At 52.1% G+C, this 15,401-nt stretch carries 19 protein-coding genes; 2 read left to right on the top strand and 17 right to left on the bottom strand.

Translation table 11 applies throughout. The features are described 5' to 3' along the window. Window positions 1–19: 19 nt before the first annotated feature. From LJ046_RS04855 to LJ046_RS04840, 4 genes are all read right to left on the bottom strand, one after another. On the bottom strand, window positions 20–1,018 hold the full coding sequence (locus LJ046_RS04855; protein ID WP_035176845.1) for a type II secretion system F family protein: 999 nt from the start codon (window positions 1,016–1,018) through the stop codon (window positions 20–22). Beyond that, the gene (gene comGA, locus LJ046_RS04850; protein WP_002880029.1) at window positions 990–1,961 is read right to left on the bottom strand and encodes a competence type IV pilus ATPase ComGA; all 972 of its coding nucleotides are present in this window, start codon (window positions 1,959–1,961) and stop codon (window positions 990–992) included. Before comGA ends, LJ046_RS04855 begins: the two co-directional genes overlap by 29 nt. Window positions 1,962–2,120: 159 nt before the next feature. After that, window positions 2,121–2,852, bottom strand: coding sequence for a YebC/PmpR family DNA-binding transcriptional regulator (locus LJ046_RS04845; RefSeq protein ID WP_002880028.1), 732 nt, complete (start codon window positions 2,850–2,852; stop codon window positions 2,121–2,123). Between the two features lie 82 nt (window positions 2,853–2,934). After that, window positions 2,935–3,456 (bottom strand): VanZ family protein, encoded by a 522-nt coding sequence (locus LJ046_RS04840; RefSeq protein ID WP_002880027.1) that lies wholly within the window; start codon window positions 3,454–3,456, stop codon window positions 2,935–2,937. A 106-nt stretch (window positions 3,457–3,562) separates the two neighbouring features. On the opposite strand from LJ046_RS04840, the gene LJ046_RS04835 reads away from it, so the two are divergent. Continuing rightward, the gene (locus tag LJ046_RS04835; protein WP_002880026.1) at window positions 3,563–4,444 is read left to right on the top strand and encodes a metal ABC transporter solute-binding protein, Zn/Mn family; all 882 of its coding nucleotides are present in this window, start codon (window positions 3,563–3,565) and stop codon (window positions 4,442–4,444) included. Between the two features lie 85 nt (window positions 4,445–4,529). Here LJ046_RS04835 and LJ046_RS04830 read toward each other — a convergent pair whose 3' ends face one another. Together LJ046_RS04830 and msrA are read right to left on the bottom strand one after the other, a co-directional pair. After that, window positions 4,530–5,378 carry a patatin-like phospholipase family protein gene (locus LJ046_RS04830; protein WP_035176843.1) on the bottom strand — a complete coding sequence of 283 codons (849 nt, stop codon included), beginning with the start codon at window positions 5,376–5,378 and terminating at the stop codon, window positions 4,530–4,532. Window positions 5,379–5,394: 16 nt separating this feature from the next. After that, window positions 5,395–5,922, bottom strand: coding sequence for a peptide-methionine (S)-S-oxide reductase MsrA (msrA, locus tag LJ046_RS04825; RefSeq protein ID WP_002880023.1), 528 nt, complete (start codon window positions 5,920–5,922; stop codon window positions 5,395–5,397). A 259-nt stretch (window positions 5,923–6,181) separates the two neighbouring features. On the opposite strand from msrA, the gene LJ046_RS04820 reads away from it, so the two are divergent. Further along, window positions 6,182–7,813, top strand: coding sequence for an APC family permease (locus LJ046_RS04820; protein WP_002880022.1), 1,632 nt, complete (start codon window positions 6,182–6,184; stop codon window positions 7,811–7,813). A 91-nt stretch (window positions 7,814–7,904) separates the two neighbouring features. Here LJ046_RS04820 and LJ046_RS04815 read toward each other — a convergent pair whose 3' ends face one another. The 11 genes from LJ046_RS04815 to LJ046_RS04770 all read right to left on the bottom strand — a co-directional run bounded on the left by LJ046_RS04815 (window position 7,905) and on the right by LJ046_RS04770 (window position 15,349). Continuing rightward, complete coding sequence (locus LJ046_RS04815; protein ID WP_002880021.1) at window positions 7,905–8,561, bottom strand: NAD(P)H-binding protein; 657 nt, start codon at window positions 8,559–8,561, stop codon at window positions 7,905–7,907. Between the two features lie 96 nt (window positions 8,562–8,657). Beyond that, on the bottom strand, window positions 8,658–9,116 hold the full coding sequence (locus LJ046_RS04810; protein ID WP_002880020.1) for a low molecular weight protein-tyrosine-phosphatase: 459 nt from the start codon (window positions 9,114–9,116) through the stop codon (window positions 8,658–8,660). Window positions 9,117–9,201: 85 nt separating this feature from the next. Next, a complete protein-coding gene (locus tag LJ046_RS10375; RefSeq protein WP_231128079.1) occupies window positions 9,202–9,384 on the bottom strand; it encodes a hypothetical protein in 183 nt (60 codons plus the stop codon). Window positions 9,385–9,509: 125 nt separating this feature from the next. Beyond that, window positions 9,510–9,659 (bottom strand): hypothetical protein, encoded by a 150-nt coding sequence (locus LJ046_RS10370; protein ID WP_002880019.1) that lies wholly within the window; start codon window positions 9,657–9,659, stop codon window positions 9,510–9,512. An 84-nt stretch (window positions 9,660–9,743) separates the two neighbouring features. Further along, on the bottom strand, window positions 9,744–10,658 hold the full coding sequence (locus tag LJ046_RS04800) for a GGDEF domain-containing protein (RefSeq protein WP_002880018.1): 915 nt from the start codon (window positions 10,656–10,658) through the stop codon (window positions 9,744–9,746). A 314-nt stretch (window positions 10,659–10,972) separates the two neighbouring features. Further along, on the bottom strand, window positions 10,973–11,722 hold the full coding sequence (locus tag LJ046_RS04795) for a hypothetical protein (protein ID WP_002880017.1): 750 nt from the start codon (window positions 11,720–11,722) through the stop codon (window positions 10,973–10,975). Further along, window positions 11,719–12,078: a fluoride efflux transporter CrcB gene (gene crcB / locus LJ046_RS04790; protein WP_002880016.1), complete on the bottom strand. Its 360-nt coding sequence runs from the start codon at window positions 12,076–12,078 to the stop codon at window positions 11,719–11,721. Before crcB ends, LJ046_RS04795 begins: the two co-directional genes overlap by 4 nt. 4 nt (window positions 12,079–12,082) lie before the next feature. Then, window positions 12,083–12,469 (bottom strand): fluoride efflux transporter FluC, encoded by a 387-nt coding sequence (locus LJ046_RS04785; protein WP_002880014.1) that lies wholly within the window; start codon window positions 12,467–12,469, stop codon window positions 12,083–12,085. Window positions 12,470–12,621: 152 nt separating this feature from the next. After that, complete coding sequence (locus tag LJ046_RS04780) at window positions 12,622–14,538, bottom strand: copper-translocating P-type ATPase (RefSeq protein ID WP_002880013.1); 1,917 nt, start codon at window positions 14,536–14,538, stop codon at window positions 12,622–12,624. Beyond that, the gene (locus LJ046_RS04775; RefSeq protein ID WP_002880012.1) at window positions 14,538–14,912 is read right to left on the bottom strand and encodes a cupredoxin domain-containing protein; all 375 of its coding nucleotides are present in this window, start codon (window positions 14,910–14,912) and stop codon (window positions 14,538–14,540) included. Before LJ046_RS04775 ends, LJ046_RS04780 begins: the two co-directional genes overlap by 1 nt. Next, window positions 14,906–15,349, bottom strand: coding sequence for a CopY/TcrY family copper transport repressor (locus tag LJ046_RS04770; protein ID WP_002880011.1), 444 nt, complete (start codon window positions 15,347–15,349; stop codon window positions 14,906–14,908). The genes LJ046_RS04775 and LJ046_RS04770 overlap by 7 nt, the downstream gene beginning before the upstream one ends. Between the last annotated feature and the right edge of the window lie 52 nt (window positions 15,350–15,401).

Here is a 15,401-nt window from a genome sequence, read left to right as displayed (position 1 = left end):
CCTTTTTTCCTCCGCAAAACTAAAGCTGCTGCATACTGTCGTAAATCGGCAAAAGCAGCTTTAAATACATTCCAATAATGCACAGGCCGATCAAGATAAAGCAGACCGGCTGCACGTTAACGATTAGCTTGGACAGCTTCTGGCGCAGGCGGTTGAACAAAAGCCGGGACAAAAGCAGGCACTGCCGGCTCAGTTCCTCACGTTCACTGCCCGCCTGCAGCAGCATCAAGAGCTCCTGGCTCAAAAATGGCTCCTTCTGGATGACCTCTTCCACTTTCTTGCCCCGCAGAATCGCGTCTCTTGCCCGCCGGCCCACATCTTCTTGCAGTGACCCCGGCGCCTGCCGGCAGGCAAAGTCACACATCTGCTGCAGGGAAAAGCCGCTGGCCAAAAGCATGCCCAGGTCATAAGAGATCAAATACTGGCCATACAATGCCACCACTGGCCCGAAAACCGGCCAGGCCAGGAGCTTTTTAAAAGACTGGTAGTCCTGCTTCTTCATGTAAGCTGCCGCGATAACGACTAACATGATGACCAAAACCAGCAAAAAGACTAAAATCAGCAAGAGCAGGTCCCCCTGCTTAGCGGAACTGCCAGCAAATTCTACCGACAAAAAGTTCTGCATAAAGATCAAAATCAAGGTCATCATTCCTGCCAAAACGATCGGGTAGGCCAGTTCCCCCTCCAGCTTCTTGACCTGTTCATTCTTCATCCGCCCCAAAAGGGCCAGCTGGGCCAGGGATTCATCTAGCCGCCCTTGGCTAAGTGCCATGTCCAGCTGAGTCACCGTCGTCTTGTTAAAGCCCAGGCCCGCCAAAAGCTGACTCAGTTCTTCTCCCTGCCGCATTTTTTCATCCAGCCGGGCCAGCTGCTTTTTCCGCTGGGGCCAAAGCAGGGGCAAGAGCTGTAAGCTCTTGGTCAAGGAAAAGCCGTTTTTTAAACAGTTGGCCAAAAAGGCCAAGAGCTCCACCTGCTCACTCTGCTTCAGCTTAGCCGCCTTTATATTGCCTTGCCACATCCGCGCTTATCTCTCCTTTCTCCACCAGCCTGCTTAAGTTTTCCTCCCAAGCCGCGAAATTTCCTCTGACGGATTGCCCCAGAGCCGCCAGCAAGTCCTCTCGGCTGGCCAAGTCCAGCAGGCAGGCTGGCCCCTTTTCCCCTGGCAGCAGGCGCTGGTAGGAAACCGCCGTCAAGCAGTTGACCAGTTCATTATTTTTAACCCCCAGGCTCTCCAGGCGGGAAATGGTTTGGTAGGTACTTTTGGCATGCACTGTGGCTAAAACCAGGTGGCCGCTTAATGCCGCGTCAACCGCTAAATTGGCCGTCTCTTCATCACGGATTTCACCGATGATCAAGACATCCGGCCGGTGACGAAGAGCCGCCTTTAAAAGGCTGGCATAGCTGATCCCGGCCCCGGCATTGACCTGGGCTTGAAAAAAGCTCTCCTCATACACTTCCACCGGATCTTCAATCGTCATCACCATTTTCGTCTGGCTGAGCTTTCTGGCCAGTTCATACATGGTCGTGGTCTTACCCGACCCAGTCGGCCCGCTGGTCACGATCATCCCCCGCAGCCAGCAAAGCTCCACCAGGTCCCTGAACTGGTCCGGGAAAAAGTACCGGCTCTCCCCCAAAGCATAGATGATCCGGATGACCAATGAATCCTCCCCCCGGTAATCACCCACGCTGGAGAGTCGGAGCCAGTAGTCCTGCCCCGCCAAATTGACAGCCATGCTGCCGACCTGGGGGCGGCGGTGTTCGGCAATATCCATTTCAGCTTGGTACTTAAACCAGTTGATCAGTTCATTTCCCGCCTCCCGGGTCAGGGACGGCCTTTCCTCCAGATCCCCGGCCCGCAGACGAAGTTTATAGCTGCCCTTTTTCGGCAGGAAAAAGATGTCACTGGCCCGGATCCTAACTGCTTCTTCCAGCATTTGCCGGGCTTTGTCTGCAACTTCCACAAGGTCCTCCTTTCTTTTTTTCCTCCTCCACTTACTAGTACGCCAAAAGTGGCGATTTTTTTCTGAGAAGGCAAAAATTTTCCAAAAAATCGTAAAAGAGCATAAAAAACGCGGCTTTCCACAGAAAGTCGCGTTTTGTATAGTTTATTTACAGATTAATTATTCTTCTTCGTCAGCTGCAGCGGTGTAAACGTTGGAAACGTCATCGTCGTCTTCCAAAGCTTCAACCAGCTTTTCGAATTGTTCCTTCTTGTCTGCTGGAACTGGAGTGGTGTTTTGCGGCACCATAGTCAGTTCAGAAACTGCCAGCTGGTAGCCGGCCTTTTCCAAAGCATCGCGGACAGCAGTGAAGCTCTTGGCGTCAGTGTAGATTTCGTAAGCGTCGTCGCTGGTTTGCAGGTCGTCGCCGCCGGCTTCCATGACGTCCATCAGCATTTGGTCTTCATCCGCGTCAGTAGTTGACCGATCGATTACAATGTAGCCCTTGCGGTCGAACATGTAGGCAACTGACCCAGTAGCACCAAGGCTGCCGCCGTTACGGGTGAAGGCCACGCGTACGGATGAGGCAGTCCGGTTCTTGTTGTCAGTCAAGGCTTCAACAAGGATGGCAACACCACCCGGTGCGTAACCTTCGTAAGTTACTTCATCGTAGTGTTCGTCTGAGTTGCCTTCAGCCTTCTTGATGGCCCGTTGGATGTTGTCCTTTGGCATGTTGGCAGCCCGTGCCTTGTCCATGACCAAACGCAAGCTTGGATTACCTGAAGGGTCAGGACCACCACTCTTTGCAGCCATGTAAATTTCACGGGAGAGCTTTTGGAAAACCTTCCCTTTCTTAGCGTCTTGCGCATTCTTGCGGCCTTGAATATTGTGCCATTTTGAATGTCCTGACATTTAGGATCCTTCTTTCTGTAATTAATATAATCAACTTTTTTATAATAACTCAGGAAGGGCAGAAATTCAACGGTTTCAGCCCCTAAATGGCCGACTTTTTTCGCTCCCTGCCCTGCTTGACTTGATAAAAAATCACCGCCAAAACAATGGCCAGCAATGCCCCGCTGGCATCCAGCATCACGTCATGCACGCTGGGTGTCCGGTCCCCGGTCAGGAACTGGTGGAACTCATCCATGGCCGCGAAAGCAAAGGCACTGGACCAGACAAAGAGGGGGCCGGTCCATTTGATAACGAAATCTCTTCTTAAGCCCAAATAGGCAAAAAGGCCATAGAAGAAGTAGCTGGTAAAGTGGGCCAGTTTCCGGACCACGAACTGGGTGAAGCCAGCTGACCCGTCAGTCTTGACATTGTGCCAGACCCCGCCGTAATAGATATTGAGCCGGTGGATTAAATCTTCCAGCCAGCCCAGGTAGGTATGGATAAAACCGGCCTTCATCTTCTGCTCATGGTAGGTCATCGAGCTTGAGATGAAGAGCATGACCAAGACAGCCAGGGCCAGGAGAAGGTAAATCTTTTCTCTTTTGCTAAACTTAAAATCATTCATGTAGTTTATTTTACCATTATTTTCGTCATTCTTATTGACTTTTGGCTATTTTTCCCCTATTCTAATATGATTTGCAGGCAAGCTGCAGATCTTGAAAGGAAAGGACATGAAGAAAACACACAGACAGTTAATTATCTGGCCAATTTTGCTTTTGACCACTCTCTTTTTAGCCGGCTGCGCCAAGGATGAACAAAGTTCCAAGAGCCAGATCAAGATTGTAACTTCGACCAACATTTACGCCGACATCGCGCAAAATATCGTCGGCAAGTATGGTAAGGCTACCGCCTTGATCGCCAACGGCAACTCTGACCCCCATGACTATGAGCCGACGACCAATGCGGCCAAGACGGTGGCTGACGCTGACATCATCGTTGCCAACGGGATGGGCTATGACAGCTGGATGGGCAACCTGGCCGCCTCTAACGGCAAGAAAGCCGTCAAGGTCGGGGAAGACTTGATGCAGCTGGATTCCAGCGCCAACCCCCACATCTGGTACAACTTAAATATGCCGAAAAAGTACGTCGCCTACCTGGTCGAGAAGCTCAGCAAGCTTGACAAAAAGCACGCCAGCTACTACCAGGCCCAGGGCAAGAAGTATTTACAGAAGATCGCCAAGATCGAAAAAGTTGCTGACGGAATCAAGGGCAGCAAGGCCAAGCCGGTCTTCGTCAGCGAGCCGGTTTTTGACTACGCTTTAGAGCGGACCGGCTTCAAGATCGGCAACAAGAACTTTGAAGAAGCCATTGAAAAGGAAACCGACCCGAGCGCGGCCGTGATCGCCCGGATGAATGAAGCCATCAAGAAAAAGCAGATCACCTTCTTCGTCAACAACACCCAGGCCAGCTCCGACACGGTCAAGTCCTTCATCAAGAAGGCCAAGAAGCAAGGCATCCCGATCGTGGAAGTCCGCGAAACCATGCCAAACAAGGTCAGCTATGCCGACTGGATGCTGGCCAACTACCAGAAGCTGGCTAAGTTCGGCGACTAAAAGAAAAAGAGAATAAAGAAAAAGCACTTAACAAGTGCAAATTAAAACGGTGGTTGAGCCTTAGCTCAGTCACCGTTTTTTGTGCTTAATCTTGTAAAAATTCCTTCAAGGCCGCCAATTGCCGCTTGGCATCCCTCACGCCGACTCGGTAGACCGCCTTAAGGCGGTTGGGATCCTTCTCCATGGCGCTGACGCCGATGTCCTGGCTGGGCCGGAAGACAAAGAGGCGGCCGGCTGCTTCCTCTTTGGCGATATAAGCCAGGCAGGCATTATATTCCACATGCCGTTGCCTTAGGCGCGCCACGACAGCCGGGTACTTTTTCAAGATCCGGTCAACGACTGGCTGCAAACGCGATGGTTCTTTTTGATAGCCAGCCGGCTGGGTCAAAATGACCACTGCCTTGTCATAGCCCTTGTCCAAAAGAAAACGGACCGGGATGGAGTCACTGACGCCCCCGTCCCAGTATGCGTGGCCCCCGATTTTAACCGGCCGGGCGAAAACGGGAATCGAGGCTGAAGCCCGGATCCAGGCCACGTCCCGCCCCTTGCCGGTAGTCAATTTGTGGTAGGCCGGCTGGGCCGTCTCCACATCCGTTGCCACGCACCAGAAGTCCATAGGGTTTCTGGCAAAAGCCGCGGTATCAAAAGGATCCAGTACTTCCGGCAGGGTATAGTAGCAAAAGTCCGCCCCGTAGAGATCCCCGGTTTTGAGCCAGGACCGCCAGCTCTTAAACTGGGGCCGGCTGCCATAGCGGAGGTTGTAGCGTAAAACCCTCCCGGGCTGCAGGGACTTGTAGTTGCAGCCAAAGGTCACTCCGGCTGAAACGCCAACTGCCCCGTCAAACTTGATCCCATATTTCATGAGGACGTCCGTCACCCCGGCCGTGTACAGGCCCCGCATGGCGCCGCCCTCCATCACTAAACCCTTCTTCATGCCATACCCTTTATGCCTACTTGCCCCAGTGCTCCTTGATAAACTGGGCCCGGCCGCCGGCTTCTTCAGCCGCGTAGCGGTCTGGATGCTTTAAATAGAACTGCTGGTGGTAGTCTTCAGCCGCGTAAAAAGGCGCTGCCGGTTCGATCTTGGTCACGATCGGATCATCAAAGCGGCCGCTTTCCGCCAGTTCCTGCTTGGACTTTTCCGCTGCTTCCTTCTGCTCTGGTGAATTGTAAAAAATCACCGGCCGGTAGTTGTCCCCCCGGTCCTGGAACTGGCCGCTGGCGTCAGTCGGGTCCGTTACCTGCCAGTAGTAGCCTAGCAAGTCCTCATAAGACATGAGGTCCGGGTCAAAGACGATCTTGACCGCCTCCGTGTGGCCAGTCGTATGGCTGCAGACTTGTTCATAAGTCGGATTAGGCACGTGCCCGCCCGTGTAGCCCGCCGTGACGCTCTCAATACCTGGCAAAGTATCAAAAGGGGCCACCATGCACCAGAAGCAACCGCCCGCGAAAATCGCGCTGTCTAATTTTTTCTCCATAAAATCACCTCGTCAAATTTAACTTGTCTTTCATTGTACTCCAAAGAAAACAGATAGGAAATCTTCTGCTCAGAAAATATTCGCCCAGGAACCGCTATCATGGTTAAAAGGCTTTTTTTCGCCTTATAAGCACTGTAAAATAGATTTTGCTTTAAAAAAGCTTAATAATTGCTAGATTGGAGATGAAAATGGTATCGCTAAACAAGTCCCCGGGCCTGGCTTCTTGTTAGTACACTTTGTTTAACAGGAAGGATTTTTTATGGACGAATTAGATAAAAAGGGAAATTATATTTCCTGGCAGACTTTAGCCATGATGGCCTTTGTCACGGTCATCGGGCTGGAAGACATCATGTACAACTTCCAAAACCAAGGGATGGCGGTCATCACCTCCTGGGTTTTGATGATGTTCCTTTACGTGGTTCCTTACGCTTTGATCGTTGGCCACTTAGGTTCAGTTTTCAACCATGAAGGTAGCGGACTCTCCTCTTGGGTCAGAGCCACTGACGGTGAATTTTTAGGCTACTTCACAGCCTGGACCTACTGGGCCGCTTCGATTCCTTACGTGGTCGACACGGCCAACTGCCTCTTGGTTGACGTTGGCTGGGGGTTGACTGGAACTGACGAGTTTGAGGACCCGAAATTCCTCTCAACGGCCATGTTTACGGCCATCACCTTTGTCATTTTTATCCTTTTGACCCTGCTGGAACACAAATTCTCCAAATCAATGGAAGTCTTGTCCAACATCGGGGGCTGGGCCATGTTCATCATGACCATCCTCTTCGTGCTTCTGGCCTTTTCCGGCCTGGCCAAGTCCGGCGGCAAGACCGCGACGCCATTTACCTGGAAGACCATCATCCCCAAGTTTGACCTTAAATACTTATCAACCGTAGGAATGCTGATCTATGCCGTCAACGGGTCTGAGCTGGTCGCCCCATACGTGACCCGGATGAAGGACCCCAAGCGGGAATTCCCTAAGGCCATGATCGCCCTGGCCCTCATGACCTGCTTTTTGACCATCTTCGGCTCAATTGCCCTGGGCATCTACATCGATGCCAACCACATGCCAAACGACTTGAAGATGAACGGTGAATACTACGTCTTCGGCGCCATGGGCAAGCAATTCGGCGTGGGCAAGCTCTTTGTCTACATCTACGCCTGGGCCTCCTTCTTCTACAATGTGGCCCTCCTGTCCGTCCTTTTGGACGCCATGACCAGAATGCTGATCTCCGACACCGGGGACAAGTACATGCCGAAGTTCCTCAAGAAGACCAACAAGGACGGCCTGCCGGTCAATGGCTACATTCTGACTGTCTTTTTGAGCGGCTTCATCATGGTTCTGGGGATTTTCCTGCCAGACATGAACGACATCTTCAACTGGCTTTTGAACTTGAACGGGATCATCTCTCCGGCCGTTACCTGCTGGATTTTCTACTCCTTCATGAAGGTCCGAGGCAAAAACTCCTCCAAGTACCCGTCAGTTTACCGCTACATTAAAAACGACACCTTCGCCTGGTGGGTCGGCTTTGCCCTCCTGGCCGTCACGGCTGTCGCTACGGTCTTAGGCTTCATGCCGCAAGACGTCAAGGAAGGCAGCTGGGTTTGGTGGTATGAACTCTCCATCAACATCGTGGCCTGCCTGGTCTTGATCGGCCTGGGCGGGATCTTCCCAGGCATCCGCAGAAGAGAAGAAGAATACGGCCTGGCCTTTGACAAGCAGCAATGGACCTGGATAATTGCCCTGGTTTTGGGCTCAATCGTCTTCAATGTCTGGCTGGGCGGGAGCACTATCAAGCTGCGGGCCCTCTACATTGTCATTGAATCAGTCATTGCCCTCTTGGCTGTCTGGCTGATTGGCCGCCGCCTGCCAAAAGGGGCAAAAGCCAGCAAGTAAAGGCAATAACGGCTAAAAAACAATATAATATACAATATTTTTAAACCAAAAAGGCCTGCACGCGCGTGCAGGCCTTTTTCTCTGACTTATTTTAGTAAACTGGCCGGACGTAACCCGCCGTTTCCGGCTGGGAGATGCCAACGCTGGCCCGGGAGTACTGGCTTGGATCAGCCATGATCTTTAAGACCAGGTCAGCCACGCTGGCTCTTGAAACAGAGGTGCCGACGAACTCGTCATAGCGGCCAGTCAAGGAGTACTTGACATCTGGCCAGTCGGTCAAGGCAGGCATTCTGATCAAGGTGTAGTCCAGGTCAGCTTCTTCCAGGCGGTGGGCAGCCTCTCTGGCTGGCAAAAAGCGGCCGGAACCCACCCATTCATCAACCCAGGTGCCGAATTCCCCAGGAATTTCATAGTAAAGGCCGGCCAGGCTTAATTCGATAACCCGGTCAAAGCCGTTTTCCTGGCTTGCCTTGACCAGGTTCCTGCTAATCACCGTGAACTTCTTGTCATCAACCTTGCCCAAGAAGACCAGGTCAGCATCCTTGGTAACTGCCAGGATCTTGTCCAGGTCAGTTGCCGCTCCTTCAGTCAGCTTGATCCGGTCGCCCTTTGCCAGGTCGGCCAAAAGTTCCGGCCGCTGGGTCAAAAGCTCCAGCTCCACATCGCTGAACTGGGGGTCAGCCAGCAAGTGCTTGATGACCAGGCGGGAGATCCGGCCGGTCGGGTGCAAAATAACATACTTTTTCATAAACAAATCCTTACTATTGCCATAAACAATTAAAAATTTTCTTACAACTTACACCCTTAATTGTACTCGCTTTAAGCGTTTTCGTAAATTCCTCGCCTAAAGCTGGTCTAACAGGCCTCGGCAGCCCCGGCTGATCTCTTGGAAGGCCAGGTCAAAGTCATTTGTATACCAGGGATCATCAATGTCAGCATAGCTACCAGCAAATTGGAGCAACTTGTACTGCTTTCTTTCCGGGTCACCCCCGCAGATCTGGTTCATGGCCATGAAGTTTTCACTGTCCATGGCGATCAAGTAGTCATACTTGTCATAGTCTTCCCGGGTCAAAAGCCGGGCCCGGTGCTGGCTAAATGGCACCCCGTTTTTGGCCAGTTCTCGCTGGGCCCGGGGGTCCATTGGATTGCCAACTCCACCAATGATTTCATCGCCAGTCACGGCCGCGGAAGCAACTTCGACCTGGTCAGTCTTGCCGGCTTCAGCCAGGAGCTGCTTCATGATGAATTCGGCCATTGGCGACCGGCAAATGTTGCCATGGCATAAAAACAAAATTTTTTGCATTTTTGTCACCTTTCCCTAAAGTGTAAGAAATATTATAGCATGCAGCTTTTTTAAAGAAAAAAGAGACGCCTTGGCGTCCCCCTTCTTAATCTTGCTTGGCAGCCGCGTAGAGCTCGGATTTCCGCTCATTTAAAGCTTGGTCCAGCTGCGCGTTGATGGTCATAATCAGTAAAAATGGCAAGAGCACCATGACCGGGTAGGTAAACAGGCGCCAGACATGGTAGTGGCAAAAAAGCACCGTCAGCTGCATCTCTTCCTGCATCTGCAAGACGGCAAATAAAATCTAGGCCACTGAGTAGTAACCCAGGCTGCGCTTGAACGCGCTGGTCAAAGGCGCGAAGATGGAAAAAAACAGCAGGGTCAAGCCCATGACGACAGAAACGATGCCCAGCCCTACCCGGAGGGCATTCTTTCTGACATAGTTGGCCAGAAAGCAGGCTGCAGGCGGTAAGCTTGCCAGCCGGCTGGTAAAAGCCCTTCAAAGCTGTCCTGGTTCCGGCCCCAGAAGCTGACGATGCCTAAAGCAAGCATAATTAAGGCCATGATCAGCGAATAAAAAATGGTACGGTTATTTTTTCATCACTAAACCTCTTCATCTTTGCTTCAGCATCAACGGTAGCGCTTGTGCTATTTGTAAAAGTCTTTTTTCTGCCGCCGCATCTTCCGGTCGGCTCTCTCAACTGCTTCCCGCAAATAATGGGAGTCCGGGCACCATTCAGCCCCAATTGAGATCGATGGGCTGGCCGGCTGGGTTAAAGCTTTCTCAAAAGCAGCACAATGACTTTCGAATTCCGTCCGGCTGCTCTGGTCATCCAAAACCACGAACTCATCCCCGCCGACCCGGTAGACATAGTCGCGGCCAAAAGCCTGGCTGATCAAGTTTCCGGCCGCAATCAGTATTTTATCCCCGGCATCATGACCCGGTTCATCATTGGCCTTTTTCAAGCCGTTCAAGTCCATGAAGGCCACGCCCACCGTTCTTGAAGTCTGGGACTTCTGGTAGAAGTTCAGCTTGGCCAGGTAAGGGTGGCGGTCATTCAGCTTGGTCAAGACATCAGTGTCTCTTTGCTCTTTCAAATTTTTGCCGGCTACCTTGGCTCCAACAAAGTCGGCCGTCAGTTCAATCAAGTCATTGAAATCCAGGTTCAAGGCCGGGTTGAGGTTTTCAACAGCTACCAGGCCTCTCAATTCCCCTCTTTCGTAGAATGGTGCCAGCAAACCGTTGTTTAACTGGTAGTCATCCCCATAGCAGGCCAGGATTTGCGGAAAAGATGCCGCGATTGCTTGAGGATCGGTCAAAAACAAACTGTCCTCATTAAACAAATCCAGCTTGCTTAAGCTAACTGTTGCCTTTGCAAGACTGATTGCCTGCTGCTTGGCTGAGAATTCAGCGACTCCTGGCCGCTGCCAGCTATGAGTGCTTCTGGCCACATCTCCATGGATTTCCATTAGGGTGACCCGGTCTGCTTCCAGGTCCTGGCCCAGCAGCTGTTTAAGCTCAGCCACCGGCAAGCCATAGAGCTCACACAGGCCCTTAGACACGGCTATGACTTTAATCTGCTTATTTTTTGATTGATAAAGTGCTATTGGTGCTTCGCTCTGCGCGATTTTAGCCAGCTCAGCCTGCTTCGCTCTTTTTTCATAAAACCACTCCTAATAAACACGGTTTGCCTGCAAACTGGCAAAAATCTTTAAGCATAAATTAATTTGTATTTAAAGCTGCAGAGGTAGGTTGGTGTTAACCCATTAGTTGTTATAACAGAGCAAGCTGGGACTGCTTTCCTATAAGAAAATGCGGGGCTTTTCCCAGCATGAAAAAAGCCAAGACTAGCCGCCTTGACTCTTAACATAGTTTTTTAATTATTATTCGCTTCTTTATTCTTATTAGCCTTTCCCTTCGCCCGATAACGGCAAACATCCAGATAAAAAAGGTAGCCGGCCAGGGCCAGGGCCAGAAGAAAGCCGGCCCAGCTGCCCCAAGAATAGGTGAACAGCATCTTGGAGTAAACTTCTTTTTGGACCATTTCCGTCAAGGTATGGGTAATAAAGACCTGGAAGCCAAAGGCACCGGCCGCTCCCAGCACAAAAGGCAGCCAGGACCAGTAACGGTTGAAGAGGAGCAGGGCCACGCCCAGCATGTAAAGGACGCAGATGATCCACAAGGAGAGCTGGTAGATTTGCGTAATCTGCTGCAATTCCCCTTCATGCACCTTCAGTTCACTGTTGACCAAATAGAGGATCAAGTCATCCATAAAAAGCTGGACCTTGTTTTTGGCTGGCAGCTTTAAATCGCTGGACTGCAGGCGCTTGTTTTGCCGGTAGCCGGAAACCAGCCGGTAGAGGCTGAGATGGGACTCGCTAATCTCCACCTTGTCTGGCAATTGGTCAACCAGGTCCTGCTTCAGGCCCGATTCTACCGCGGCTTTGGCCGCGATCGACATGGCGCTGACATCGCTTTGGTTGGCAAAAGTGTCGATCAAACTGGACGCATAGTCCTTGACCTCATACATTTTAAAGGTGACAGGGCTGCTCAAAAGAGCGACCAGGGAAATTATGGCTGCCAGGCTGCACAGGCTCTTGCGCAGAATCAGTTGGCTTTTTTTCATAGCAGGCTTCCAAGATAATATCCGCAAGTTAAAAGGACCGCCCCGCCCAAATAGCTGGCCAGCAAATAGCGCTTGAAGACGTGCTTTTGCCCGTTTTCAGCCAAAGAGACCATTTCAGTGTTCAAAGTGGAAAAAGTCGTGTAGCCGCCCAAGACGCCGGTGCCCAAGAAGGCATAGACGCTAGCCGGCAGCCGCAAGGCAAAGGCCAGGCCCAGGAAAAAGGCCCCTGTCAGATTGATAAAAAGAGTCGGCCGAGGACAGGCCGTCCCCTGCATCCAGTGCTTCTTGCCATAACTGGTCAAAGCATAGCGGACCACAGACCCCAGGCTGGCGCCGAATCCAACCGCGAAAATCATCTTGTTACCCCCTTTCCAAAAGTTTGCCCGCGGCGAAGTTAGCCGCCTGCTTGCCCACCCAGGCAAAGAGGAAGCCAGCCGCGATCGTGCCGGTAAAGTAAAGCAAAGCTCCGAAATTTTGCCCGCCAAGCAGCAGCTTGAAGGCATCCAGGTTGAAGCTGGAGAAAGTCGTAAAGGCTCCCACGAAGCCCGTCCCCAGGCCTGTGGTCAGCCAGGCTCGGCTATTAGACGTTCTCAGGAAAAAGTAGGTCAGGAAGGCCAGGAGGAAGCAGCCCAAAAGGTTGGCAATCACCGTCCCGTAAAAGGAAAGTGCTTCCGTTAAGCTATAGCGGGCCAGACCGCCCCAAAAGGCAAAAAAAGCCACGCTGAGATAATTTTTTACTGTATCCATTATTTACCTCTCTTTGTCTCCTCCTAGATCGTTAATTAACGCACTAATTATAAGATTACATCAGAAAGCGCTTCAAAAGCAAACAGAAAAATAGAAGCACCAGACTGGCACTTCTATTTAAAGCCTTATTCCATTATTTCATAATTGCTCTATCAGTTTTTGCCCGTCCCGGCGATCTTAGTCCAGTTCAACATTAATGATGACAGCAAGACTGAGACGGAGCTGAAGGCCATGGCCAAAGCGGCCAGTTCCGGGCTGAGGCTGACCCCGATAAAGGAGAAGAGGCCGGCCGCGACCGGAATCCCGATCAAATTGTAGATCAAGGCCCAGAAAAGGTTCAGCTTGATCCGCGTGAAGGTCTGCTTGGACAAGTCAAGCGCCCGCAAAACCCCGGTCAAGTCGCTAGTCATCAAGACGATGCCGCCGGCTTCCTTGGCCACGTCGGTCCCGCTGCCCATGGCAATGCCAACATCAGCTAGTGACAAGGCCGGCGCGTCATTAATGCCGTCGCCGACAAAGGCCACGGGCCCTGCTTCTTGCAATTTGGCCAAGCGGTCAGCTTTTTCCCCGGGCAAAAGTCCCGCTTCGACCTGGTCAATGCCCAGCTGGCGGCCGATTTTTTCCGCCAGCTGCTGGTTGTCGCCAGTTAACATGACCGTCTTGATTCCGCGATTTTTAAGCTCGCTGAGGACGGCCTTTGCTTCTGGACGGGGAGCATCCTGAAGGGCCAAGAGGCCAATGACGGCGGAATCTTTTTGGACATAAACCACCGTCTTGCCGGCTTCCGCCAAGCCTTCTGCCTGCTGGCGCCAAGCGTCTGGGGCGCTGACGTAGTCAGCCCGGCCCACCTTAACTAAGTGACCAGCTACCTTGCCTTCTACCCCCTTGCCTTCTTCAGCCGAAAAATCGCTGACTGGCAAGAGAGGCTGGCCGCCTTTTTTAGCGCTGGTCACGATGGCCTGGGCCAAAGGGTGTTCTGAATTGGCTTCCAAACTGGCCGCCAGGCTAAGGCTTGCTTTATCCCCCACCTGATCCACCAGCTGGGGCTGGCCGACCGTTAACGTCCCGGTCTTGTCAAAAACAATAGTCTTGATTTTCGCGGCTGCTTCCAGGATTTCCCCGTCCTTGATCAAAACCCCCATCCGGGCGCTGCGGCCGCTGGCCACCATCAAGGCTGTCGGGGTAGCTAAACCTAAGGCACACGGGCAGGCGATCACGATCACGGAAACTGCGTAGAGCATGGCTTTAACCGGGCCTACGGGACTGAAGACATCCCAAATAGCAAAGGTCAAGATGCTGACGATCAATACCGCCGGCACGAAGTAGTTAGCCACCTTATCAGTCAGTTTTTGGATCGGGGCCCGGGAGTTCTGGGCCTGCTTGACCACTTTGACGATCTGGGCCAGCATGGTCTCTTCCCCGACCTGCTCAGCCACCATCAAAAAGCTGCCGCTGCCGTTGATGGTTGCCCCGATCACCCTGTCACCGGGCTTTTTCGCGACTGGCATGCTCTCCCCAGTCACCATGGCTTCATTGACGCTGCTTTGCCCGGATACAAGCCGGCCGTCAACCGGCACCTTGCCGCCTGGCCGCACTTTGATTATGTCGCCGGCCTTGACCTGGTCCAAGGGAAGCTTAACAAAGTCTTCTCCCCGCTTGACCTCAGCTTCACTGGCCTGGAGTTCCAGTAACTTATTCAAAGAAGCTGCTGCCCGGTCATGCATTTTTTCTTCCAGGGCATCCCCCAGCAAGACAAAAATCAAGATAAAAGCCGCGCTTTCAAAGTAGACCGGCCGACCAGTGAAGTAGGCAAAAAGACTGTAGATATAAGTCACGCTGGTGCCGATGGCGATTAGGCTGTTCATGTTGGCCTGGTGGCGTTTCAAAGCTGCCCAGGCGCTTTGAATATAGGGTCCTGCCCCAATTAGCATAATCAAGCTGGTGGCGATCAGCGAATAGGTCTTGATCCCTGGCAGCATGATTCCCCAGATCATCAACAGCATCTGGGCCAGCATAGGCAGGGCCAAAAACAGGGACAGCCAAAAGCGGCGCCAATTAGTCAATTTCATTATCTAACCACAATCTTCCCATGAAACATGCCCATGCCGCAGGCATAGTCGATCTCCCCGGCCTTGTCGGTCGGGATCTGGACCTTGGCCAGCTTTTCCTTGCTTAGGTCCTTGTCAACGCCTAAAGAAGAAAAGACCACATGGCTGAGGCAGGCCGTCTTGTCTTCCATCTTAAAAGTTACTTCTGCCGGCACGCCCTGCTTTAAGTAGAGCACTTCCGGCTCATAGCCGCCCTTGACGACTACCTGCCCTTCCTGGCGGCCATTGGCCAGATCCGCCTGCTGTCTGCTCTTTTGGAAATTGCCGAAAAACCACCAGATGATCAAGCCGATCAAAGCGGCCGCGGCCAAAATTACTAATCCATTAACTAACATTCCCGTTCACCTTCCATATGCTCACAAGTACTTAAACAATTGCAACCAACTTTTTCCGGAGCCGTCTTCGCCTTTTCGGCCGCCTTTTTGGCAATCGCTTCAAGGTCGCTTCTGCTTAAAGGCAGGTCATCCAGCAGCCGGAGGAGCATCTCCCCCTTGTGCATATCGCACATTGCGGCAAACTCGGCCGTCAAGCTCTCCTGCATCGCTTCGCTTTCATCTTTAGCCGCCCGGTATACGAAGCGGTGACCCTGCCGGTCAACCAGTAAAAAGTCCTTCTTTTCCAAGCGCCGCAGCAGGGTCTTGACCGTTGACGGGCTCCAGGCACATTTTGCCGCTAATTGCTCAATAATCTCGCTGCTATTGGCCTGGCCCAGGGTCCAGACGACCCGCATGACCTGCCATTCCGCGTCTGAAATCCGGCAATCTTCGTTCATTTCCTTCCTCCTCTCCTCGTTTACATCTGTAACCTTTACAAAGACTATTTTA

Source organism: Lactobacillus delbrueckii subsp. jakobsenii ZN7a-9 = DSM 26046 (genome assembly GCF_001888925.1).
GTDB classification, from domain to species: Bacteria; Bacillota; Bacilli; order Lactobacillales; family Lactobacillaceae; genus Lactobacillus; species Lactobacillus delbrueckii.
This window is presented reverse-complemented; position numbering and strand designations above follow the sequence as displayed.